At 61.7% G+C, this 16,743-nt stretch carries 16 protein-coding genes; 6 read left to right on the top strand and 10 right to left on the bottom strand.

Annotated features, from left to right (window positions below):
• The first annotated feature begins 69 nt into the window (after window positions 1-69).
• Together ACW5XC_RS13470 and ACW5XC_RS13465 are read left to right on the top strand one after the other, a co-directional pair.
• Window positions 70-987: an ABC transporter ATP-binding protein gene (locus tag ACW5XC_RS13470; protein WP_042052377.1), complete on the top strand. Its 918-nt coding sequence runs from the start codon at window positions 70-72 to the stop codon at window positions 985-987.
• On the top strand, window positions 984-1,757 hold the full coding sequence (locus ACW5XC_RS13465; RefSeq protein WP_019445351.1) for an ABC transporter permease: 774 nt from the start codon (window positions 984-986) through the stop codon (window positions 1,755-1,757). Before ACW5XC_RS13470 ends, ACW5XC_RS13465 begins: the two co-directional genes overlap by 4 nt.
• Window positions 1,758-1,816: 59 nt before the next feature.
• On the opposite strand, the gene ACW5XC_RS13460 is transcribed toward ACW5XC_RS13465, so the two are convergent.
• Window positions 1,817-3,919, bottom strand: a complete 2,103-nt coding sequence (locus tag ACW5XC_RS13460; protein WP_042052378.1) for a hypothetical protein — start codon at window positions 3,917-3,919, stop codon at window positions 1,817-1,819.
• Between the two features lie 245 nt (window positions 3,920-4,164).
• On the opposite strand from ACW5XC_RS13460, the gene ACW5XC_RS13455 reads away from it, so the two are divergent.
• From ACW5XC_RS13455 to ACW5XC_RS13445, 3 genes are all read left to right on the top strand, one after another.
• A complete protein-coding gene (locus tag ACW5XC_RS13455) occupies window positions 4,165-4,572 on the top strand; it encodes a type III secretion system chaperone family protein (RefSeq protein WP_042052379.1) in 408 nt (135 codons plus the stop codon).
• A gap of 119 nt (window positions 4,573-4,691) precedes the next feature.
• Window positions 4,692-5,111, top strand: coding sequence for a MauE/DoxX family redox-associated membrane protein (locus tag ACW5XC_RS13450; RefSeq protein WP_042052380.1), 420 nt, complete (start codon window positions 4,692-4,694; stop codon window positions 5,109-5,111).
• 4 nt (window positions 5,112-5,115) lie between these two features.
• Window positions 5,116-5,643 carry a rhodanese-like domain-containing protein gene (locus tag ACW5XC_RS13445; RefSeq protein ID WP_042052381.1) on the top strand — a complete coding sequence of 176 codons (528 nt, stop codon included), beginning with the start codon at window positions 5,116-5,118 and terminating at the stop codon, window positions 5,641-5,643.
• An 83-nt stretch (window positions 5,644-5,726) separates the two neighbouring features.
• Here the strand turns inward: ACW5XC_RS13445 and ACW5XC_RS13440 are convergent, their stop codons facing one another.
• The 9 genes from ACW5XC_RS13440 to thpR all read right to left on the bottom strand — a co-directional run bounded on the left by ACW5XC_RS13440 (window position 5,727) and on the right by thpR (window position 14,100).
• Window positions 5,727-7,091: a cation:dicarboxylate symporter family transporter gene (locus tag ACW5XC_RS13440; protein ID WP_042052382.1), complete on the bottom strand. Its 1,365-nt coding sequence runs from the start codon at window positions 7,089-7,091 to the stop codon at window positions 5,727-5,729.
• A 144-nt stretch (window positions 7,092-7,235) separates the two neighbouring features.
• Window positions 7,236-8,090, bottom strand: coding sequence for a pantoate--beta-alanine ligase (gene panC / locus ACW5XC_RS13435; protein WP_042052383.1), 855 nt, complete (start codon window positions 8,088-8,090; stop codon window positions 7,236-7,238).
• Between the two features lie 104 nt (window positions 8,091-8,194).
• Window positions 8,195-8,989 (bottom strand): 3-methyl-2-oxobutanoate hydroxymethyltransferase, encoded by a 795-nt coding sequence (panB, locus tag ACW5XC_RS13430; RefSeq protein WP_042052384.1) that lies wholly within the window; start codon window positions 8,987-8,989, stop codon window positions 8,195-8,197.
• Window positions 8,986-9,495 (bottom strand): 2-amino-4-hydroxy-6-hydroxymethyldihydropteridine diphosphokinase, encoded by a 510-nt coding sequence (gene folK / locus ACW5XC_RS13425; protein ID WP_042052385.1) that lies wholly within the window; start codon window positions 9,493-9,495, stop codon window positions 8,986-8,988. The genes panB and folK overlap by 4 nt, the downstream gene beginning before the upstream one ends.
• A gap of 11 nt (window positions 9,496-9,506) precedes the next feature.
• Window positions 9,507-10,973 (bottom strand): polynucleotide adenylyltransferase PcnB, encoded by a 1,467-nt coding sequence (gene pcnB / locus ACW5XC_RS13420; protein ID WP_042052386.1) that lies wholly within the window; start codon window positions 10,971-10,973, stop codon window positions 9,507-9,509.
• Between the two features lie 255 nt (window positions 10,974-11,228).
• On the bottom strand, window positions 11,229-12,137 hold the full coding sequence (gene gluQRS, locus ACW5XC_RS13415) for a tRNA glutamyl-Q(34) synthetase GluQRS (RefSeq protein WP_042052387.1): 909 nt from the start codon (window positions 12,135-12,137) through the stop codon (window positions 11,229-11,231).
• A gap of 111 nt (window positions 12,138-12,248) precedes the next feature.
• The gene (dksA, locus tag ACW5XC_RS13410; protein ID WP_005335644.1) at window positions 12,249-12,698 is read right to left on the bottom strand and encodes an RNA polymerase-binding protein DksA; all 450 of its coding nucleotides are present in this window, start codon (window positions 12,696-12,698) and stop codon (window positions 12,249-12,251) included.
• 119 nt (window positions 12,699-12,817) lie between these two features.
• Window positions 12,818-13,561 carry a DNA/RNA nuclease SfsA gene (gene sfsA, locus ACW5XC_RS13405; RefSeq protein ID WP_005354664.1) on the bottom strand — a complete coding sequence of 248 codons (744 nt, stop codon included), beginning with the start codon at window positions 13,559-13,561 and terminating at the stop codon, window positions 12,818-12,820.
• Window positions 13,558-14,100, bottom strand: a complete 543-nt coding sequence (gene thpR, locus ACW5XC_RS13400; RefSeq protein ID WP_042052388.1) for an RNA 2',3'-cyclic phosphodiesterase — start codon at window positions 14,098-14,100, stop codon at window positions 13,558-13,560. The genes sfsA and thpR overlap by 4 nt, the downstream gene beginning before the upstream one ends.
• Before the next feature lie 178 nt (window positions 14,101-14,278).
• Here thpR and hrpB point away from each other — a divergent pair, with 178 nt between their 5' ends.
• Window positions 14,279-16,726 carry an ATP-dependent helicase HrpB gene (hrpB, locus tag ACW5XC_RS13395; RefSeq protein ID WP_042052389.1) on the top strand — a complete coding sequence of 816 codons (2,448 nt, stop codon included), beginning with the start codon at window positions 14,279-14,281 and terminating at the stop codon, window positions 16,724-16,726.
• The last annotated feature ends 17 nt before the right edge of the window (window positions 16,727-16,743 follow it).

Raw genomic sequence — 16,743 nt, 5'->3', positions numbered from 1 at the left:
TTACTCTGTGCAGGCGGCCTTGGCCGCCTTTTCTGTATCGAGCCGGATTCAACCATCACAGAGGTTGCAATGAACGCACTGGAAATCAGCGGCCTGAAAAAGACCTATCAGGGGGGCGTCGAAGCCCTTAAAGGCATCGATCTTACCGTCAGGCAGGGGGATTTCTTCGCCCTGCTCGGCCCGAACGGCGCGGGCAAGTCCACCACCATCGGCGTCATCAGCTCGCTGGTGAACAAGAGCGCCGGCAAGGTGAAGGTGTTTGGCTACGACATCGACAGCGATCTGGAACAGGCCAAGGCCCAGCTCGGACTGGTGCCGCAGGAGTTCAACTTCAGCCAGTTCGAGAAGGTGATCCAGATTGTCACCCATCAGGCCGGTTTCTACGGCGTGCCCAAGGCAGAAGCCAAGATCCGCGCCGAGAAGTATCTGCGCCAGCTCGATCTGTGGGAGAAGCGTGACATGCCTGCCCGCACCCTCTCCGGCGGCATGAAGCGTCGCCTGATGATCGCCCGCGCCCTGATGCACGAGCCCAAGCTGCTGATCCTCGATGAACCGACCGCCGGGGTCGATATCGAGATCCGCCGCTCCATGTGGACCTTCCTCAAGGATCTCAACGAGCAGGGCGTCACCATCATCCTTACTACCCACTATCTGGAAGAGGCCGAGATGCTCTGCCGCAACATCGGCATCATCGACAAGGGTCGCCTGATCGAGAACACCAGCATGAAAAACCTGCTGGGCAAGCTGGGTCGCGAGACCTTCCTGCTCGACCTTGCGCCAGGTTCTGCCGTACCTGAGGTGCCGGAGTTCAACGGCCGGATGCAGGATGAACGTACCCTTGAGGTGGATCTCGACAAGAGCCAGTCACTCAACAGCCTGTTCGAGCAACTGTCGAAGCAGCAGGTGCAGGTCGTGAGCATGCGCAACAAGGCCAACCGGCTGGAAGAGCTGTTCGTCAATCTGGTCGAAGAGGGGAGAAAAGCATGAATCTGGCCATCTACTACATCGCCTTCAAGAGCATTCTGGCCAAAGAGGTAAGCCGCTTTACCCGGATCTGGATCCAGACCCTGGTGCCACCGGCCATCACCATGAGCCTCTATTTCGTCATCTTCGGCAACCTGATCGGTTCGCGCATCGGTGACATGGGCGGCTTCACCTACATGGAGTTCATCGTGCCCGGCCTCATCATGATGTCGGTGATCACCAACTCCTACTCCAACGTCGCCTCCTCCTTCTTCAGCGCCAAGTTCCAGCGCAATATCGAGGAGATGCTGGTCGCGCCGGTGCCCAACTACGTCATCATCGCCGGTTACGTGGGCGGGGGCGTGGCACGCGGCCTCTGTGTCGGCCTTATCGTCACCCTGGTGTCGCTGTTCTTCGTGCCGCTGCAGATCCACCACCTGTTCAGCGTCTGCTTCACCGTGCTGCTCACCGCTATCCTCTTCTCGCTGGGTGGCCTTATCAACGCGGTGTTTGCCAAGACCTTCGACGACATCAGCATCATCCCCACCTTCGTGCTGACGCCGCTCACCTATCTGGGCGGAGTGTTCTACTCCATCAGCCTGCTGCCCCCGTTCTGGCAGGGCGTCTCCCAGGTGAACCCCATCATCTACATGGTGAACGCGTTCCGTTACGGCTTCCTCGGTATCTCCGACGTGCCGCTCGGCACCGCCTACCTCATCATCATCGGCTTTATCGTGGCCCTCTACGGTATCGCCTGGTGGCTTATCTCCCGCGGCACCGGCCTGCGCCACTAATGACCAAAACGGGCACCTCGCGGTGCCCGTTTTCATTGTCCGGCCCACCTCGGGATGACTTAGACCCGGATAGCGTGATCCTTTAGCAGCCGGGCGGTGAGCTCAAGCTTTTCGTTGCGCTCGGCGGCCCGCTCGGGAACCGTGACGCCCCCCTGCTCATCGACCCGCTCCTGACCGAAGGCATCGTCGATAGCCAGGGCCATGGCGGTGCGACCAGCAGCGAGATCGGGATCGATCAGGCTCTCCTGCATCCGGATCCGGTTCTCGCTGGCCGCCAGCTGCAGTTCCTCCAACTGGGTGGCGAGAGTGACAATCCGGTTATCGACCCGCTGGGCCAGTTCGAAGAGACGGTTTTCATTCCCTGCCGCCATCGCCAGTCCATCTAGCTGCTCCCCTTTGCGCTGATCAAAGTTGCTTACCGCACGAGCAGCCAGCTCCAGTGCATAAGCCTTGGTAGCCATGGCATTGACTCCGCCCTCCCAACCGACATCGGCCCCCCCCCCCAGTGTCACGCCAAGGGTAGTATGAAACTTGGCTCCCTGTGGCCCGAAAGCCGCAGTGGCACCGGCCGATGCACCGACCCCCAGATTGGCGGAGGCGCGTACCTTGGCCGAAAGGCTATAGGCATCCGCATACTGGCTCTTGAGCAGACTGAGCTGGGCACTCCCCTCAGCTTTCATACCAGCAAAGGCCGAGGCGTTGGCCGTCACGCTGACCACTGGCCCATTGGGGGTCATGATAGCCGCAGCAGCGGCCTCCAGCTTGGCATTGGCGACCACCTCGGCCGAGCCTGCCAGCTTGGCGTTAAGCAGATTGCCGATAGTCCAGCTCCCCTCCACCGACAGCCCCAGCCTGCTCACCAGCTCGGCACTGGCCCCGATACGCAGCAGACTAAGGTCATGGGGTCCCGGTGTGTAACGCGATCCGTCGGTATCATTGACGATCTTGTTCACGGGATTGAACACCAATGAGCCCTCCGCCTTGTCAATCACCAGCTCGGCCTTGGCACTCGCCCTGTTCTCCTGAGTCAGGGCCACCTTGCCGGCAAACTCTCCTACCGGCGTGTCGCGACGCCCCTCCCACTTGCCAATCTCGATCTTGGCGAAAGCCTCCACCAGCGCACTGGCACTGACCAGCCCGAGCCCGCCAAAGGCCTTGTGGCTCACGGGCTCACCCGGTTTCAGCTCCTTGCTGGCCGCAGAGAGAGGGCTCTTGAGCTCGGCCCGTACACCACTCTGATAGTGCTTGCCTGATGCGGCCTCTCCCTGCCAGAGCGCCTTCTCCTGCGCCTCGCGCTCAAGCCAGGGCTCATCCAGTCCATCCACCAGCGCGGTCAGCAGCTCGGTCCTGAGCAGGCCAATCTCCCCCTGCTTGCTCACCTGCTGCTGAATGCTGAGATCCAGAACCTCCTTGAGGTGGCCCAGCTCCAACAACTGACTGTGGGTAAGCAGGATATCGCGACCATTCTCCTCGGCAGTGGCTTGGGGCTTGAGCTCACCCAGTGCGGGCAGGGCCTGACGCAAGGTCCCGCAAAACAGCTGCCACTCGTGGCTTGCTGCGACCTCTTCACGGGTCGGCGCCCGCTCCAACCGTCGCGCCATCATCCCCTCACTCACCCCGAACATCAGGTCTAGCCCCCCTTGCAGCTCCCGCTTGAACAAGTCGTTGCCCCCCTCCTGTTGCAGGCGAGCCAACTCGCTGCACCACTGGCGGATCTGCTGGTTACTCTCGATAGGCTGATTGACTCTCCCCTGCTCGTTGCAAACCCACGCCAGCTGAAATGAGGGAGGCTGGCCACCCTGCGCCAACGCCTGACGGCGGACAGCGATGTCATCGACCAGTTTTTGCAACACGGGATCCTGCTGACGGGAGCGGTTCTTGCCCGAGTCGATCCAGAACTGCAGCGCCTGTTCGATCTTCGCCAACCCGACCAGTGAAGGCGTTGGCTGGGCCTGGTAGTGCCGCACGGCCTGCTTGACCGCCTTGAGTTCCGGGCTCTGCCGATGGCCAATACCACGGCGGATCCCCCTCTCGAACTCCCGGTTACCGGTATCCAGCAGCCGTAGTCTGGCGTTGCCAAGGCGAGCAGTAGCAGGTGGAGTGGCATCAGGGCTTGTCTGCTGATGACGGCTTACATCGATATCCGGGGAGGCAATTTTCATGGTAAGAAACCTGCGTTGATGAGAGAGAAGATTCTCAGCGTACGCCGCCCCCCCTTGTCACCCTGTCAGCGATGGTCCCGCTTTTTTAGGATTCGGACTGACCCGTAAAAGATGTCTGTCAGCTCACAATTTCGGCACAATCACCCGCCCCGCCGACCAAAAACGCTAAAAAAATGACGACAAGTGATAAGCAGCCACCGATCAGCCGCATAGGGTGTCACTCTCCCCCTGCCCGAGGTTTGGCCATGTATCACGCTCTCATCACCGCCCTGTACACACAACTTGGACTTCCGCTTCCGGTGGCCGGACAGACAGCCACCACCCTGACCATCAACGACGAGCTGGTGCTGACGCTGGCAGAGGATGAGGGCCATCTGGTGATCTATCTGCTGCTACCGGGCCACGCTATGCCCAACACGCCCCTGCTCAACCACCTTGGCGACGAGCCGGTGTTTCTGCTGGATCAGACCGAGCGGGGAGAGACCCTGATCTGGGCCCGCGAGTGGCTCGATCATCTGACGGTCGACAGCCTGCTGCTACTGCTCGAGCGGGCCATCGAGCTGGCTGCCGAACTGCTGACCCACCAGCACGACAGGGAGCAATCGACACAGCCACAGCATTCCGCCTCCACAACCGCCACCATCAGGGTCTAGCGCACTTATTCTGGTCACTACCCCGCAAAATCGAGATTTATCTTGTCCGGCATGGGTTTAGTCATTGCGGCTCAATCGGGAATTGTTAGAATTCACACCTCTCTATAAAGAGGTAGAACATGCCTGCATTGTTGCGCATGCTGGCCAATCTGGCGCTGGGGGGATTCTTCCTCGCCTCTGCCGGGTTCAAGCTGACATCCCCCGCCCTGTTTGTCGAACAGATCGCGGCCTTCGGGCTGGTCTGGCCGTCACTGATCCCGCCAGTGGCCTGGGGGCTGATCGCCCTTGAGCTCTGTGCTGGACTTGCGGTCATCGCCAACCGGCGCTGGGGACTCTGGCTGGTGATCGGGCTGCTCGCCCTGTTTATTCCGGTGTTGGGCTATGGCGTTGCCATCGGGCTCGACATCTCTTGCGGCTGTCTGGGCAGGGCTGATCTCGGCTCGTTGCCGGAGGCCATTGTGCGGGATCTGCTGCTACTGACGCTTGCGGGCGCCCTGCTGCGAACTTCCCGCCCCGTTTTTCCCGTTCTAAAGGAGTAGTGACATGATGACATTGCGATCCCGCACTCTGCTGGCCTCGCTGATCGCCGCCAGCTTTGCCCTCACGGGCTGTGGCGACAACCAGTTCGAGCAGGAGGTGAAGCTGGAGCAATCGGCGGTGCAGCTGGCACAGGAGGCGCAGCAGGGGGGCTATCAGCTGCTGACCGTGGCCGAGCTGAAGACCCGCATGGACAAGGGCGAGGAGCTGGTGATCATCGACACCATGCCCTATGAGGACTCCTACAAGAAAGAGCACATTCCGGGCGCCAAGAACTTTGTCTTCGTGAAGGAGGCCAAGGCCGCCGACAACTGGAGCGAGATCGTCGAGGGAAGCGGCACGGCGGAACAGTTCCAGGCACTGTTGGGTGAAGACAAGTCCCGTCCTGTGGTGATCTACTGCGGCTTCGTCAAGTGCGGCCGCAGCCACAACGCTGCCGCCTGGGCGGTGACTCAGGGCTATCAGCAAGTCTATCGGGTGCCGGGCGGCATCTTCGCCTGGAAAGGAGCCGGTTACCCCGTCTCTGCCGAGTAACCGCGTCTGCCCACAAGGCAACACAGCCGATATGAAAGAAGCCCGCAACTGCGGGCTTCTTTCATATTGGGCAACACTTGGAGTTAACTGGCGGCCTGCGTCTGCACCGTCTCCACGTTGGCCAGCTGCTGCTTGCCCAGCAACCGCTTGGTGATCATCGCCGCCATGATGGAGCCGTTGACGTTGAGAGCTGTGCGGCCCATATCCACCAGTGGCTCGATGGCGATCATCACCCCCACCAGCGCGATGGGGAAGTTGAGGGTGGAGAGCACGATCAGCGCGGCGAAGGTGCCGCCACCGCCGACGCCGGCCACCCCGATGGAGCCCAGCGCAATCACCGGCAACAGAGTCAGCAGGAACAGGGGATCAAACGGGTTGATGCCGAGTATGGGGGCAATCATCGCCACCATCATGGCCGGATAGATACCGGCGCAGCCGTTCTGGCCGAGGTTGGCACCGAACGAGGCGGCAAAGTTGGCGATGCTGGCGGGCACCCCAAGACGCTGCTGGGTCTCGATACTGAGCGGGATGGAAGCCGCGCTGCTGCGGGAGACAAAAGCGAAGGTGAGCACGCCCCATACTTCCCGCAGATAGTGCAGCGGGTTCTGGCCGATCAGCAGCAGGATCACCATGTGCACCGCAAACATCGCCAGAATGGCGACGTAGCAGACCAGAATAAAGCCGAGCAGGCTGAGGATCTCGCTCAGGGGATAGTGGGCTACCACCCGGGCGATCAGCGCCATCACACCATAGGGAGTCAGCGCAATCACCACCCGCACCATCTTCATCACCCACAACTGCAGGGTGTCGATGGCCACGGCGGCGCGGGCACCCGCCTGTGGATGCTCTGCCTTCAGCTGCAGCAGGGCAACCCCGGCCAACACGGTGAAGATCACCACCCCGATCACCGAGAGACCGCGGCTACCCGCCATATCGGCGGCAAAGTTGGTGGGCACCAGCGAGAGCAGCAGGGCCGGCAGGGTCTGGGCACCGTCGATGGTGCTCATGCTCTGTTGCAGCGCAGCGCTATCGCTGCCGTGGCTCAGCAGTCCGGCGGCGGTGAGGCCGCTCAGGTGGGTGATGGTCATCCCCACCACACCGGCGATCATCACCAGGGTCAGCATGGAGCCGATCAGCACGGCGCTGATCTTGCCGAGGGACTGTGCCTGCTCCAGCTTGTTGATGGCGGAGAGGATGGAGGTGAACACCAGCGGCATCATCACCACCTTGAGCAGGCTGACATAGCCGCCGCCGATGATATTGACCCACTCCAGGGTCTGCTGGACGCCGGCATCATCGGCGCCCCAGCCCAGCTGCAGACCGAGACCAAACAGCCCCCCCAGCAGCAGACCGGCGAGCACCTTGCGCGAGAGCGGCACCGAAGTGGGCAGCCGGGTCAGGGCAAAACAGAGCAGACAGAAGAGCAACGAAGCAAACAAGGTAAACATAAATAAACACCTGTAGCGGCCATCAGGGCCGATTGTGGAGAGAGAAAACAGCGGGTGCGAGCAGAGTCGCGAGGGAAAACGCCAAATGGCAGGCGTGAAAAAGCAGCGGACGCCCGGGAAGGCGTCCGCTGACAATCGGGGGAATTACTTCTTTACGGCGACGACGCGGTTGTCGATAAGGCGGGCCTTGCCCAGATAGGCAGCCATCAGGATCACCAGCTGCGCGCTCTCGTCAGTAGCGGATTCGAGGGTGGCGGCATCGACGATGTCGATGGCATCGGTACGGAAACCGGCGTTGTCGAGACGCTGGCTGGCCTGCGCCACCAGCGACGGCAGGTGGTGATCACCCGCTTCGATCTGATCGGCAATCCAGTTCATGGTGCGCGCCAGCTCGGGGGCAATGGCCCGCTCGGCGGCAGTCAGGTAGCCGTTACGCGAAGAGAGCGCCAGCCCGTCTTCGGCACGCACGGTGGGCACGCCGACGATCTCGATGGGCATCGCCATGTCGGCCACCATCTTGCGAATGAGCGCCAGCTGCTGGTAATCCTTCTGGCCAAAGCAGGCCACATCCGGCTGCACCAGATTGAACAGCTTGGTAACGACTGTGCTGACCCCGCGGAAGTGACCCGGACGCAGCGCCCCCTCCAGCAGATTGGAGAGACCCGGCACCTCGACGAAGGTCTGACTGGCCAGCCCCTGCGGATACATGATCTCCGGGGTCGGGGTGAACACCATATCGACCCCGGCCGCTTCCAGCACAGCGCAATCCTGCTCCAGAGTGCGCGGGTAGTTGGCAAGATCCTCGGCCTTGTCGAACTGCATCGGGTTGACGAAGATGCTGACCACCACCTTCTCGGCGTGGCTGTGCGCCTCTTTCACCAGCGTCAGGTGGCCCTGATGCAGATTGCCCATGGTGGGCACGAATGCGATGGCACGCCCTTCACGGCGCCATTGAGAGATCTGCTCACGCAGAGCGGCAGGATTGTTAACAACCAACATCGGCAGTTCACCTTCAGATGAATCAAAAAGATACGGGTTACATCAGCCTGACAGGATGACGAAACGGGGGCACTGGCCCCCGCTCTCATCGATAGGGCATCACATCAGTTGAAGCAGTGTTCCGGGCCAGGGAAACTCCCCTCGCTCACCTGCTGGACATAGAGGCGGATGGCGGCACGCACATCGCCGGTCTCGGCCAGGAAGTTCTTGGTGAACTTGGGCACATAGCCGGAGGTGACGCCAAAGGCATCATGCATCACCAAAATCTGACCGTCGGTCGCGGGGCCGGCACCAATGCCGATCACCGGGATGCGAAGCGCCTTGGTGATGCGCTCGGCCAGCGCAGTAGGCACACACTCGAGCACCAGCAGCTGGATACCGGCCGCTTGCAGCTCGAGGGCCTGACGGTAGATCTCCTGCGCCTGAAACTCGTCGCGCCCCTGCACCTTGAAGCCACCAAAGACATGGACGGATTGCGGAGTGAGGCCGAGGTGACCGCACACCGGCACCCCGTTGCGGGTAAGGTGGCGGATGGAGTCACACAGCCAGTCGCCCCCTTCCATCTTGACCATGCGGGCACCGGCCGCCATCAGGCGGGCAGCGTTCTGGTAAGTCTGCTCGGGGGTGGCGTAGCTCATGAACGGCATGTCGGCGACCACCAGTGCCTTGCTGGCACCGCGTGCCACACAGCGGGTGTGATAGACCATCTCATCCATGTTGACCGCCAGGGTATCCTGACCCCCTTGCAGCACCATGCCCAGCGAATCGCCGATGAGCAGCACATGGGCCCCCTCGTCGTCGAACAGCTTGGCAAAAGTGGCATCATAGGCGGTGATGGCGGTGAACTTTTGACCGTCCTGCTTCATCTTCTGCAGGCTGGCGGTGGTGATCTTGCTCATAGAGGCTCCTGTACGTCTGCACTCGGCGCAATGATGGCCAAATCATTGTGCGGGCAGCGGGCAACCAGTAGGGCGAGCGGGGTGCCGCAGGGCAGCACCAGAGCAGGCGCAATTTCGGCAAGGGGCAGCAGCACGAACTCCCGCTCCTTCATGCCGTAGTGGGGTACGATCAGGCGCTCATGGTTGATCACCTGATCCCCATAGAGCAGCAGATCGAGATCCAGAGTTCTCGGCCCCCACCGCTCATCTTTGCGCACACGTCCCTGTTCCAGCTCGATTTTTTGTAATTGATCCAGCAGCGCAAGGGGCGCGAGCCGGGTATTGAGCCGGGCCACGGCATTGACGTAGTCCGGCTGGTCAGCAGGGCCCATGGGGCGGCTGCTGTAAAACGACGAGGCCTCCACCAGCACAGATTCCGGCAACCTTGCCAGGGCGGCAACGGCGCGACGAGCCTGACCCAGCGGGTCAGACAGGTTGGAACCAATGGCGATGAAGACCTCGGTCATCACGTCTGTTGTCACTCGGCCACTTTCGGTTTGCGGCGACGGGGGCGACGACGGTTGCGGCTGTTGCTGCTGCGCTTCTCGCCATCGTGGCTGCGGGACTCACCGCGCTCACCGCTTGCCGGGCGACGGGTCGCTTCACGCTGCAGTTGCGGGCGCACATCCGGATTGGAGGCAACATAGCGCTCCCACCAGCTGGCCAGCTCACCGAGACCGCGCTCGACCCGGTTGCGCAGCAACAGGAAGTCGAACGCAGCGCGGAACTTGGGATGCTCCATGGCGCGCTCGGGGTGCTTGCCCTGACGACGGGTCAACCGCTGTTGCAGTGCCCAGATGTCGCGGACATCTGTGGTAAAACGGCGGGGAACGGCGATGATCCGCACCTGATTGTCCAGTACCTCGTTGATCGCCAGCATGAAGGCGTCATACCAGGGCAGGCCGCTCTCGTTCTCCAGCACCCGACCACGGGCCTCGACGCAGCCCCACAGCAAGGTAGCGTAGAGGAAGGCGGGAGTGACGCGCTTATCTTCGCGGACGCGGGTGTCGGTATCGATCAGCCCCTGCTCGATAAACTGCTCGTAGGGCGAGTTACCATGCGGGGTAAACAGCGCCGCCACTTGCGGGAAGAGCTGCTGGAACAGACCATACTCGCGCAACAACTTGTAGGTCGCCAGGCCGTCGCCAGCCAGGAACAGCTTGAGGGTCTCCTCAAACAGGCGGGCCGCAGGGATGTCTTGCAGTAGTGGCGCCAGCTCCTTGATGGGGGCAGCGGTACGCGGGCTGATGGTCATATCCAGCTTGGCGGCAAAGCGCACGGCGCGCAGCATCCGCACCGGATCTTCACGATAACGGGTCTCGGGATCGCCGATCAGCTCAAGCTTGCGCTCGGCCAGATCTTCCAGACCCCCTTCGAAATCGTGCAGGGTGAAATCTTTGGCGCTGTAGTAGAGGGCGTTGACGGTAAAGTCGCGGCGCTCGGCATCCTCTTCGATGGTGCCGTAGACGTTGTCGCGCAGCAGCATGCCTTCATCAGACTGGGCCGACACATGTTTGCTGGTATTGACCTGATGGTGGTGACCCCGGAAGGTGGCCACTTCGATCACGTCACGACCAAAAACAATGTGGGCCAGGCGGAAACGACGGCCAATCAGGCGGCAGTTGCTGAACAGCGCCTTGATCTGCTCCGGCGTCGCATCGGTTGCGATGTCGAAATCCTTGGGCGTCTTCCCGAGCAGCAGATCCCGGACTCCGCCGCCGACCAGGTAGGCCTCATAGCCCCCTTTGTTCAGGCGATAGAGCACCTTGAGTGCATTCTCGCTGATCTCTTTGCGCGAAATAGGGTGCTGATCACGGCTTAAGGTACGACGTTGACCGGCGACACGGGCTGGAATGGGGGATTCCACCGACTGCTCGCCGTCTTCCTTGCCGAGCACCTTGCGGCAAAAGTTTGCGATCTGGGAAAAAATGGTACACCTCTTCATGACTTCTAAATTGACGGGAGGCCAAAAAATAGCGGCCTATCATAGCTCACGCCTAACCAAATGAAAAACCGTGCTGACAATTGATCCCGCATGAAACCGTCCGCCAGCGAAAATAGCGGTCAATCTGCACATAGCTCACGCCTGACCAAATGAAAAACCGTGCTGACAATTGATCCCGCATGAAACCGTCTGTCAGCGAAAATAGCGGTCTATCTGCACATAGCTCACGTACTGTTACACGAAAATCGGCTCTTTTTACTCAAGGTCCAGCGGGATTTTCTCGCTAGCGGGCACCCGCTCTAGCTGCCAGTTGGCGATGCCCCACCGGATGATCTCGTCGATCCGGCTTGCCATCAGCTCGGGCGGCGGGCACTGGCCGAGGAAGTGCAGCGCCTGCCACAGGGCCGGTCGCACCTCATCGAGCGCCAGGGCCGGCGCATGGTTCTGCTTGGAGAGCTTGTTGCCATCTGCCAGCACTGCCAGCGGCAAATGCACCCAGTCGGGCACCGGCGCCCCCAGGGTCTGGTAGAGGGCAATCTGGCGCACCGTGGGCTCCAGCAGATCGGCACCGCGCACTATCTCGGTGATGCCGCTGTCCATATCATCCACCACCACCGCCAGGTTGTAGGCATAGAGCCCGTCGCGGCGGCGGATAATGAAATCCTCCTCGGCGAGCGCCGCCGGGACCGCGATATGGCCCTGCAAGCGATCGTCGAAGTGGTAGACCGGATGGTGCTGGCGCAGCCGGGCGGCGCAACCTTCGGCCGCAAGCCCGAGGGTGCGGCAGTGGCCGCTGTAGAAACCGCCCGCGGCCATGATTTCGCGCCGGGTGCAGCGGCACCAGTAGAGATCCCCCGCCCGGTAGAGCTGGTCGATGATCTCGTCATAACAGCGGTGGCGCGCACTCTGGAACATAACCTCCCCATCCCACTCGAGACCATATGCCTCAAGAGTCTTGAGGATCAGGTGCGCTGCCCCTGCCATCTCCCGCGGCGGATCGATATCTTCGATGCGTACCAGCCAACGTCCCTGCTGCGCTCTGGCCTGCAAAAAGCTGCCGAGGGCGGCGATCAGCGAACCGAAATGAAGCGGGCCTGAGGGTGAGGGAGCAAAGCGGCCGACATAGGGACGTGCAAGGGGTGAGGACGGGGGATTCACTGGCATGACTGTTCGGGTAAGCGATTCATTGAGGCTGCATTCTGGGGCGCGACTGCCAAAAGCTCAATAAAAAAGGGAGCCCGCGAGCTCCCTTTTTCATATACCAGAGGGTCGGGATCAACCGGCCATCTGTTTTTCCTTGATCTCGGCCAGCGTCTTGCAATCGACACAGAGGTCGGCAGTCGGACGGGCTTCCAAACGACGGATACCGATCTCGATACCGCAGTGTTCGCAGTAACCGAAATCATCGTCTTCAAGCAGCTGCAAGGTCTTCTCGATCTTCTTGATCAGCTTGCGTTCACGGTCGCGGGTACGCAGTTCAAGAGCGAACTCTTCTTCTTGCGCGGCACGATCCACGGGATCCGGGAAGTTGGCAGCCTCGTCTTTCATATGGTCGACGGTACGATCAACTTCCTGCATCAGTTGGTTGCGCCAGGCACCCAGGATCTTGCGAAAATGCGCCTTTTGTTGGTCATTCATGTACTCCTCACCCGGCTTTTCCTGGTAAGGCGCGACACCCGCAATGGCCAGGGGGCCCAGAGATTTCCTGTTTTCGCCTGTTGGCATGCCCTGTCTCCTAATTCAGCACGCTACCCGTGCCATCCATAAATTGAGGGCGACATCTATAGCAGAAGGGTAACGGGTAAGCAAACGAGCCGTACCAATAATGTTACCCACTCCAATATTTATGCACTCCCCTCGGGTAACAGGTGACCAGATTCAAACGGGATAAACCCTTGAGCCACCATGCCTTGCACCCCAACATGGGGCCGATAGCATAAAATTTCAACCCCCGCCGCGATTGCCTGCTCAATTAGCAGACTATAGTGCGGATCTATATGGGTTGCAGGGCGCATCCGGCTTATTCCGGAGTGCAACACCATAAAGAGCAGCACGGCCCTGTGGCCCGCTGCTTTCATCGCCATCAATTCGCGCAAATGCTTGGCTCCACGGGCGGTGACCGCATCGGGGAAGTAGCCCATGCCCGGTTGCTCCCGCTCGTCGAGCAGGGTGACCGATTTTACCTCGATGTAACAATTGCCCTTCTCGTCATCTTCCAGCAGCAGATCGATGCGACTGTTCTCTTCGCCATACTTCACCTCGGTGCGCAACCGGCTGTAACCCGCCAGCGGAGCGATGGCCTCTTGCTCGATCAGCTCCCGGGCGATCTGGTTGGCGCGCGCCGTGTTGACGCAGATAAAGTGGCCCGCCGGGCTCTCGGCGATCTCCCAGCTGTTGGGCAGCTTGCGCTTGGGGTTATCGGAGGTGGAGTACCAGACCCGGGTGCCTGGATCGGCACAACCGGTCATGGCACCGGTATTGGCGCAGTGGATAGTAATGACCTCGCCGTTATCGAGTTGCACATCGGTCAGAAAGCGCTTGTAGCGGGCCACCAGCTGGCCCGATTGCAGGGGGGGATCAAAAATCACGGGTTAGCCCTCCGCGCATCTTCTTTTACCCGGGCACGCAGCGGCCAGCAGGCAAGCGGCTCATAGCGCACCCCGTCCGGAGTCGAGATGGATTGATAGAGGCAGAACTCATCGGCCTGCAGCAGAAAATTGGGAGCAGGCTGGATGGCCGGTGCCTCAACCGCCTTGCGCGACAGGGTGACATGGGGGCGATAGCCCTGCTCGCCATTGCCAAGGCGCAACTTCTCGCCGTGGCGGCGCAGCGCTTTTGCCAACACAGTCAGCTCATTGGGCCACTCCTTCGGGCCAATCCAGGCAGCCTTGGCCCGGCTGAACCAGCCGGTCTCATCCAGCCTGATGGTGAGCGGCGGACAGTGCTGACGCTCCACGGCGGCGATCAGGCGGCGGGTGGTCAACTCGTCCGCGTCCCCCAGAAAGGCCAGGGTCAGGTGGAGGTTGGCTTGCGGCACCGGCTGACCGGGCCAGGGCTGCTGATCGCGCCAGGCGATGAGCTCGGGGGCGAGCTCCTTGACGGGCAGGGCAAAGAAGAGTTTGGCCATGTGGTGATAATGCCTTTTTCACGCTCATTGGATGGGCCCATTCTATGGCAGCCATCCGGCCATGTCTCGCCACCCTCCCGCCCGAGTGACCATCTGCGCACATCCACTCACGGTGGCACGGGTGGCTGTGGCAGAATAGGCGCCGTTTTACCGGTTGCTACAGAAGGTGCTCATCGCTTTGTCCCAGCTCCCCATCGTTTCGGTATTGCCCGAACTCTTTGCCGCCCTCGACAGCCACACCAGCGTGATCCTGCAGGCGCCCCCAGGCGCGGGCAAATCGACCCTGCTGCCGCTGGAGCTGGTGCGTCAGAACCGGCTGCCCGGCCGCATCATCATGCTGGAGCCAAGGCGCCTCGCGGCGCGCAATATCGCCAGCTTTCTGGCCCGTCAGCTGGGGGAGAAGGTGGGCGAGCGCATCGGCCTGCGGGTACGCGGTGAGAGCCGCACCAGCTCAGCGACCCGGCTCGAGATCGTCACCGAAGGGGTGCTGACCCGGATGTTGCAACAAGACCCTGAGCTGACTGGCGTCTCGCTGGTGATCTTCGATGAGTTCCACGAACGCAGTCTGCACGCCGATACCGCATTGGCCTTCGCCATCGAGAGCCAGCAGGGATTGCGCGATGATCTCAAGCTACTGGTGATGTCCGCAACCCTGGATGGCATGGCACTCGAGACCTTGTTGCCGGATGCCCCTGTGGTTCGCTCCGAGGGGCGCGGTTTCCCCATCGACTACCACTACCGCCCCGCCAATCGCCAGCAGTGGCTGGAGCCGCAGGTCGGCGCCGTGGTGCTCGAAGCACTGGCCGAGCAAGATGGCAGCCTACTGGTCTTTCTGCCGGGACAGGGTGAGATCGAGCGACTGGCGCAATGGTTGGCAGACAAACTGCCGGACGACGTGACCCTCGCCCCCCTCTACGGCCGCCTCGACATGGCGGCGCAGCAGGCAGCCATCGAACCAGCGCCTGCCGGCCGCCGTAAGCTGGTGCTCACCACCAATGTGGCGGAGACCTCCCTCACTATTGAGGGGATTTCGGTGGTGATCGATAGCGGGCTGGAACGACGGGCCTCCTATGATCTGAAAAGCGGTGTCACCCGACTGGAGACCCGCCAGATAGCCAAATCCTCCGCCACCCAGCGGGCAGGCCGTGCTGGCCGTCTCGGCCCTGGTATCTGCTACCGGCTCTGGAGCAACGAGGTGCAGGAGCGACTCGCCGAGCAGAGCCCGCCAGATATCCTCACTCAGGAGCTGACCGGCCTGCTGCTGGACGCCGCCCAGTGGGGGGCAAAGGTGGAAGATCTGCCGCTGCTGGACATGCCCCCAGCCGCTGCGGTGGCCAGCGCCCAGCGGCTACTGGTGGCCCTTGGCGCCATGAAGCCGGAGGGTGAGCAACAACTCACTCCCGCTGGCCGCGCCATGGCCGCCTTCGGTACTCACCCTCGCCTCGCCCGCATGCTGCTGCGCGCCCGCGAGCTGGAGTCCGAGGGTCTGACAGGGATTGTCGCCGATGCCGCTTATCTGGTGGCGTTGCAGGAAGAAGATCTGCGAGGATCGGAGCGCCTCTCTGTGCTGTTCCACCGCCGTCAAAACGCCCTGTGCCAGAACGCTGCCCGCTGGTTTGAGCGGCTTGGCGCCCGCCCTGCCAATGCACAGGGCCAGTGGCTGGGGCTGCTCTGTGCCCTCGCCTGGCCGGATCGCATTGGCAAACTGCGTAGCGGCAGTCGCTATCAACTCAGTGGTGGGGTGAGCTGCGATCTGGTAGAAGGTCATCCCTGTCAGGGACAAGGGGCCCTGATCGCCATCGAGATGGGGCAGAACGATCGCGGCAGCCGCATCTTTATCGCCGAACCGGTCGAGCTGGACGAACTGGTACGCCTGCTGCCGGAACTGGTGAGCGAACGGCAGTGGTTCGACTGGGATGAACGGGAAGAGCGGGTGCGCGCCGAACGCCAGCAGGTGATCGGCGAGCTGGTGCTGAACCAGCGACCGCTGACCGAACTCTCTGACGAGCAGAAAGGACGCTGCCTGCTGCAAGGCATTCGCCGCAAGGGGCTGCATGTGCTGCCGTGGGACGAGAGTAGCGAAGGGCTGCTGGCTCGTCTGCGCTGTGCCCGCGACTGGCTGCCTGATGAGGGGTGGCCCGCGATGGATGACGAAAGCCTGCTGGCCACGCTGGAACAGTGGCTGCTGCCAGCGGTGAGCGGTATGACCCGGCTGGAGCAGCTGAAGAGGCTCAATATGAGCGACATCCTGCGCCAATCTCTGCCCTGGCCACTGCCCAAACGGCTGGACGAGGCGCTGCCGAGCCACTTTGCGGCACCGACCGGCAGCCGGGTGCGGATCCGCTATCAACCGGGGCAGGCACCGGTAATCCCGGTGCGCATTCAGGAGATGTTCGGCCAAGGTTCGACCCCCTGCGTGGCCGATGGCCGAGTACCGCTGGTGGTGGAGTTGCTCTCCCCCGCCCAGCGACCGCTGCAGATCACTGCTGATCTGGCCGCTTTCTGGGCTGGATCCTACGAGCAGGTGAAAAAAGAGATGAAGGGGCGCTATCCCCGCCACTACTGGCCGGATAATCCGCTGGAGGCGATGCCGACCAAGGTTACCAAAAAGAAGATGGGCATCTAAGTTCGATGGGTTAATCC

The sequence above is a fragment of the Aeromonas sp. 25-AL00135 genome (assembly GCF_054052385.1).
The sequence above is the reverse complement of the archived record's forward strand: the minus strand, read 5'-3'. Positions and strand labels throughout refer to the sequence as shown.

What these genes read in the sequence shown, in the direction of transcription:
- ACW5XC_RS13470 (WP_042052377.1), top strand. Translation starts at nt 70, where the DNA reads ATGAACGCACTGGAAATCAGCGGCCTGAAAAAGACCTATCAGGGGGGC.
- ACW5XC_RS13465 (WP_019445351.1), top strand. Translation starts at nt 984, where the DNA reads ATGAATCTGGCCATCTACTACATCGCCTTCAAGAGCATTCTGGCCAAA.
- ACW5XC_RS13460 (WP_042052378.1), bottom strand. Translation starts at nt 3,919, where the DNA reads ATGAAAATTGCCTCCCCGGATATCGATGTAAGCCGTCATCAGCAGACA.
- ACW5XC_RS13455 (WP_042052379.1), top strand. Translation starts at nt 4,165, where the DNA reads ATGTATCACGCTCTCATCACCGCCCTGTACACACAACTTGGACTTCCG.
- ACW5XC_RS13450 (WP_042052380.1), top strand. Translation starts at nt 4,692, where the DNA reads ATGCCTGCATTGTTGCGCATGCTGGCCAATCTGGCGCTGGGGGGATTC.
- ACW5XC_RS13445 (WP_042052381.1), top strand. Translation starts at nt 5,116, where the DNA reads ATGATGACATTGCGATCCCGCACTCTGCTGGCCTCGCTGATCGCCGCC.
- ACW5XC_RS13440 (WP_042052382.1), bottom strand. Translation starts at nt 7,091, where the DNA reads ATGTTTACCTTGTTTGCTTCGTTGCTCTTCTGTCTGCTCTGTTTTGCC.
- panC (WP_042052383.1), bottom strand. Translation starts at nt 8,090, where the DNA reads ATGTTGGTTGTTAACAATCCTGCCGCTCTGCGTGAGCAGATCTCTCAA.
- panB (WP_042052384.1), bottom strand. Translation starts at nt 8,989, where the DNA reads ATGAGCAAGATCACCACCGCCAGCCTGCAGAAGATGAAGCAGGACGGT.
- folK (WP_042052385.1), bottom strand. Translation starts at nt 9,495, where the DNA reads ATGACCGAGGTCTTCATCGCCATTGGTTCCAACCTGTCTGACCCGCTG.
- pcnB (WP_042052386.1), bottom strand. Translation starts at nt 10,973, where the DNA reads ATGAAGAGGTGTACCATTTTTTCCCAGATCGCAAACTTTTGCCGCAAG.
- gluQRS (WP_042052387.1), bottom strand. Translation starts at nt 12,137, where the DNA reads ATGCCAGTGAATCCCCCGTCCTCACCCCTTGCACGTCCCTATGTCGGC.
- dksA (WP_005335644.1), bottom strand. Translation starts at nt 12,698, where the DNA reads ATGCCAACAGGCGAAAACAGGAAATCTCTGGGCCCCCTGGCCATTGCG.
- thpR (WP_042052388.1), bottom strand. Translation starts at nt 14,100, where the DNA reads ATGGCCAAACTCTTCTTTGCCCTGCCCGTCAAGGAGCTCGCCCCCGAG.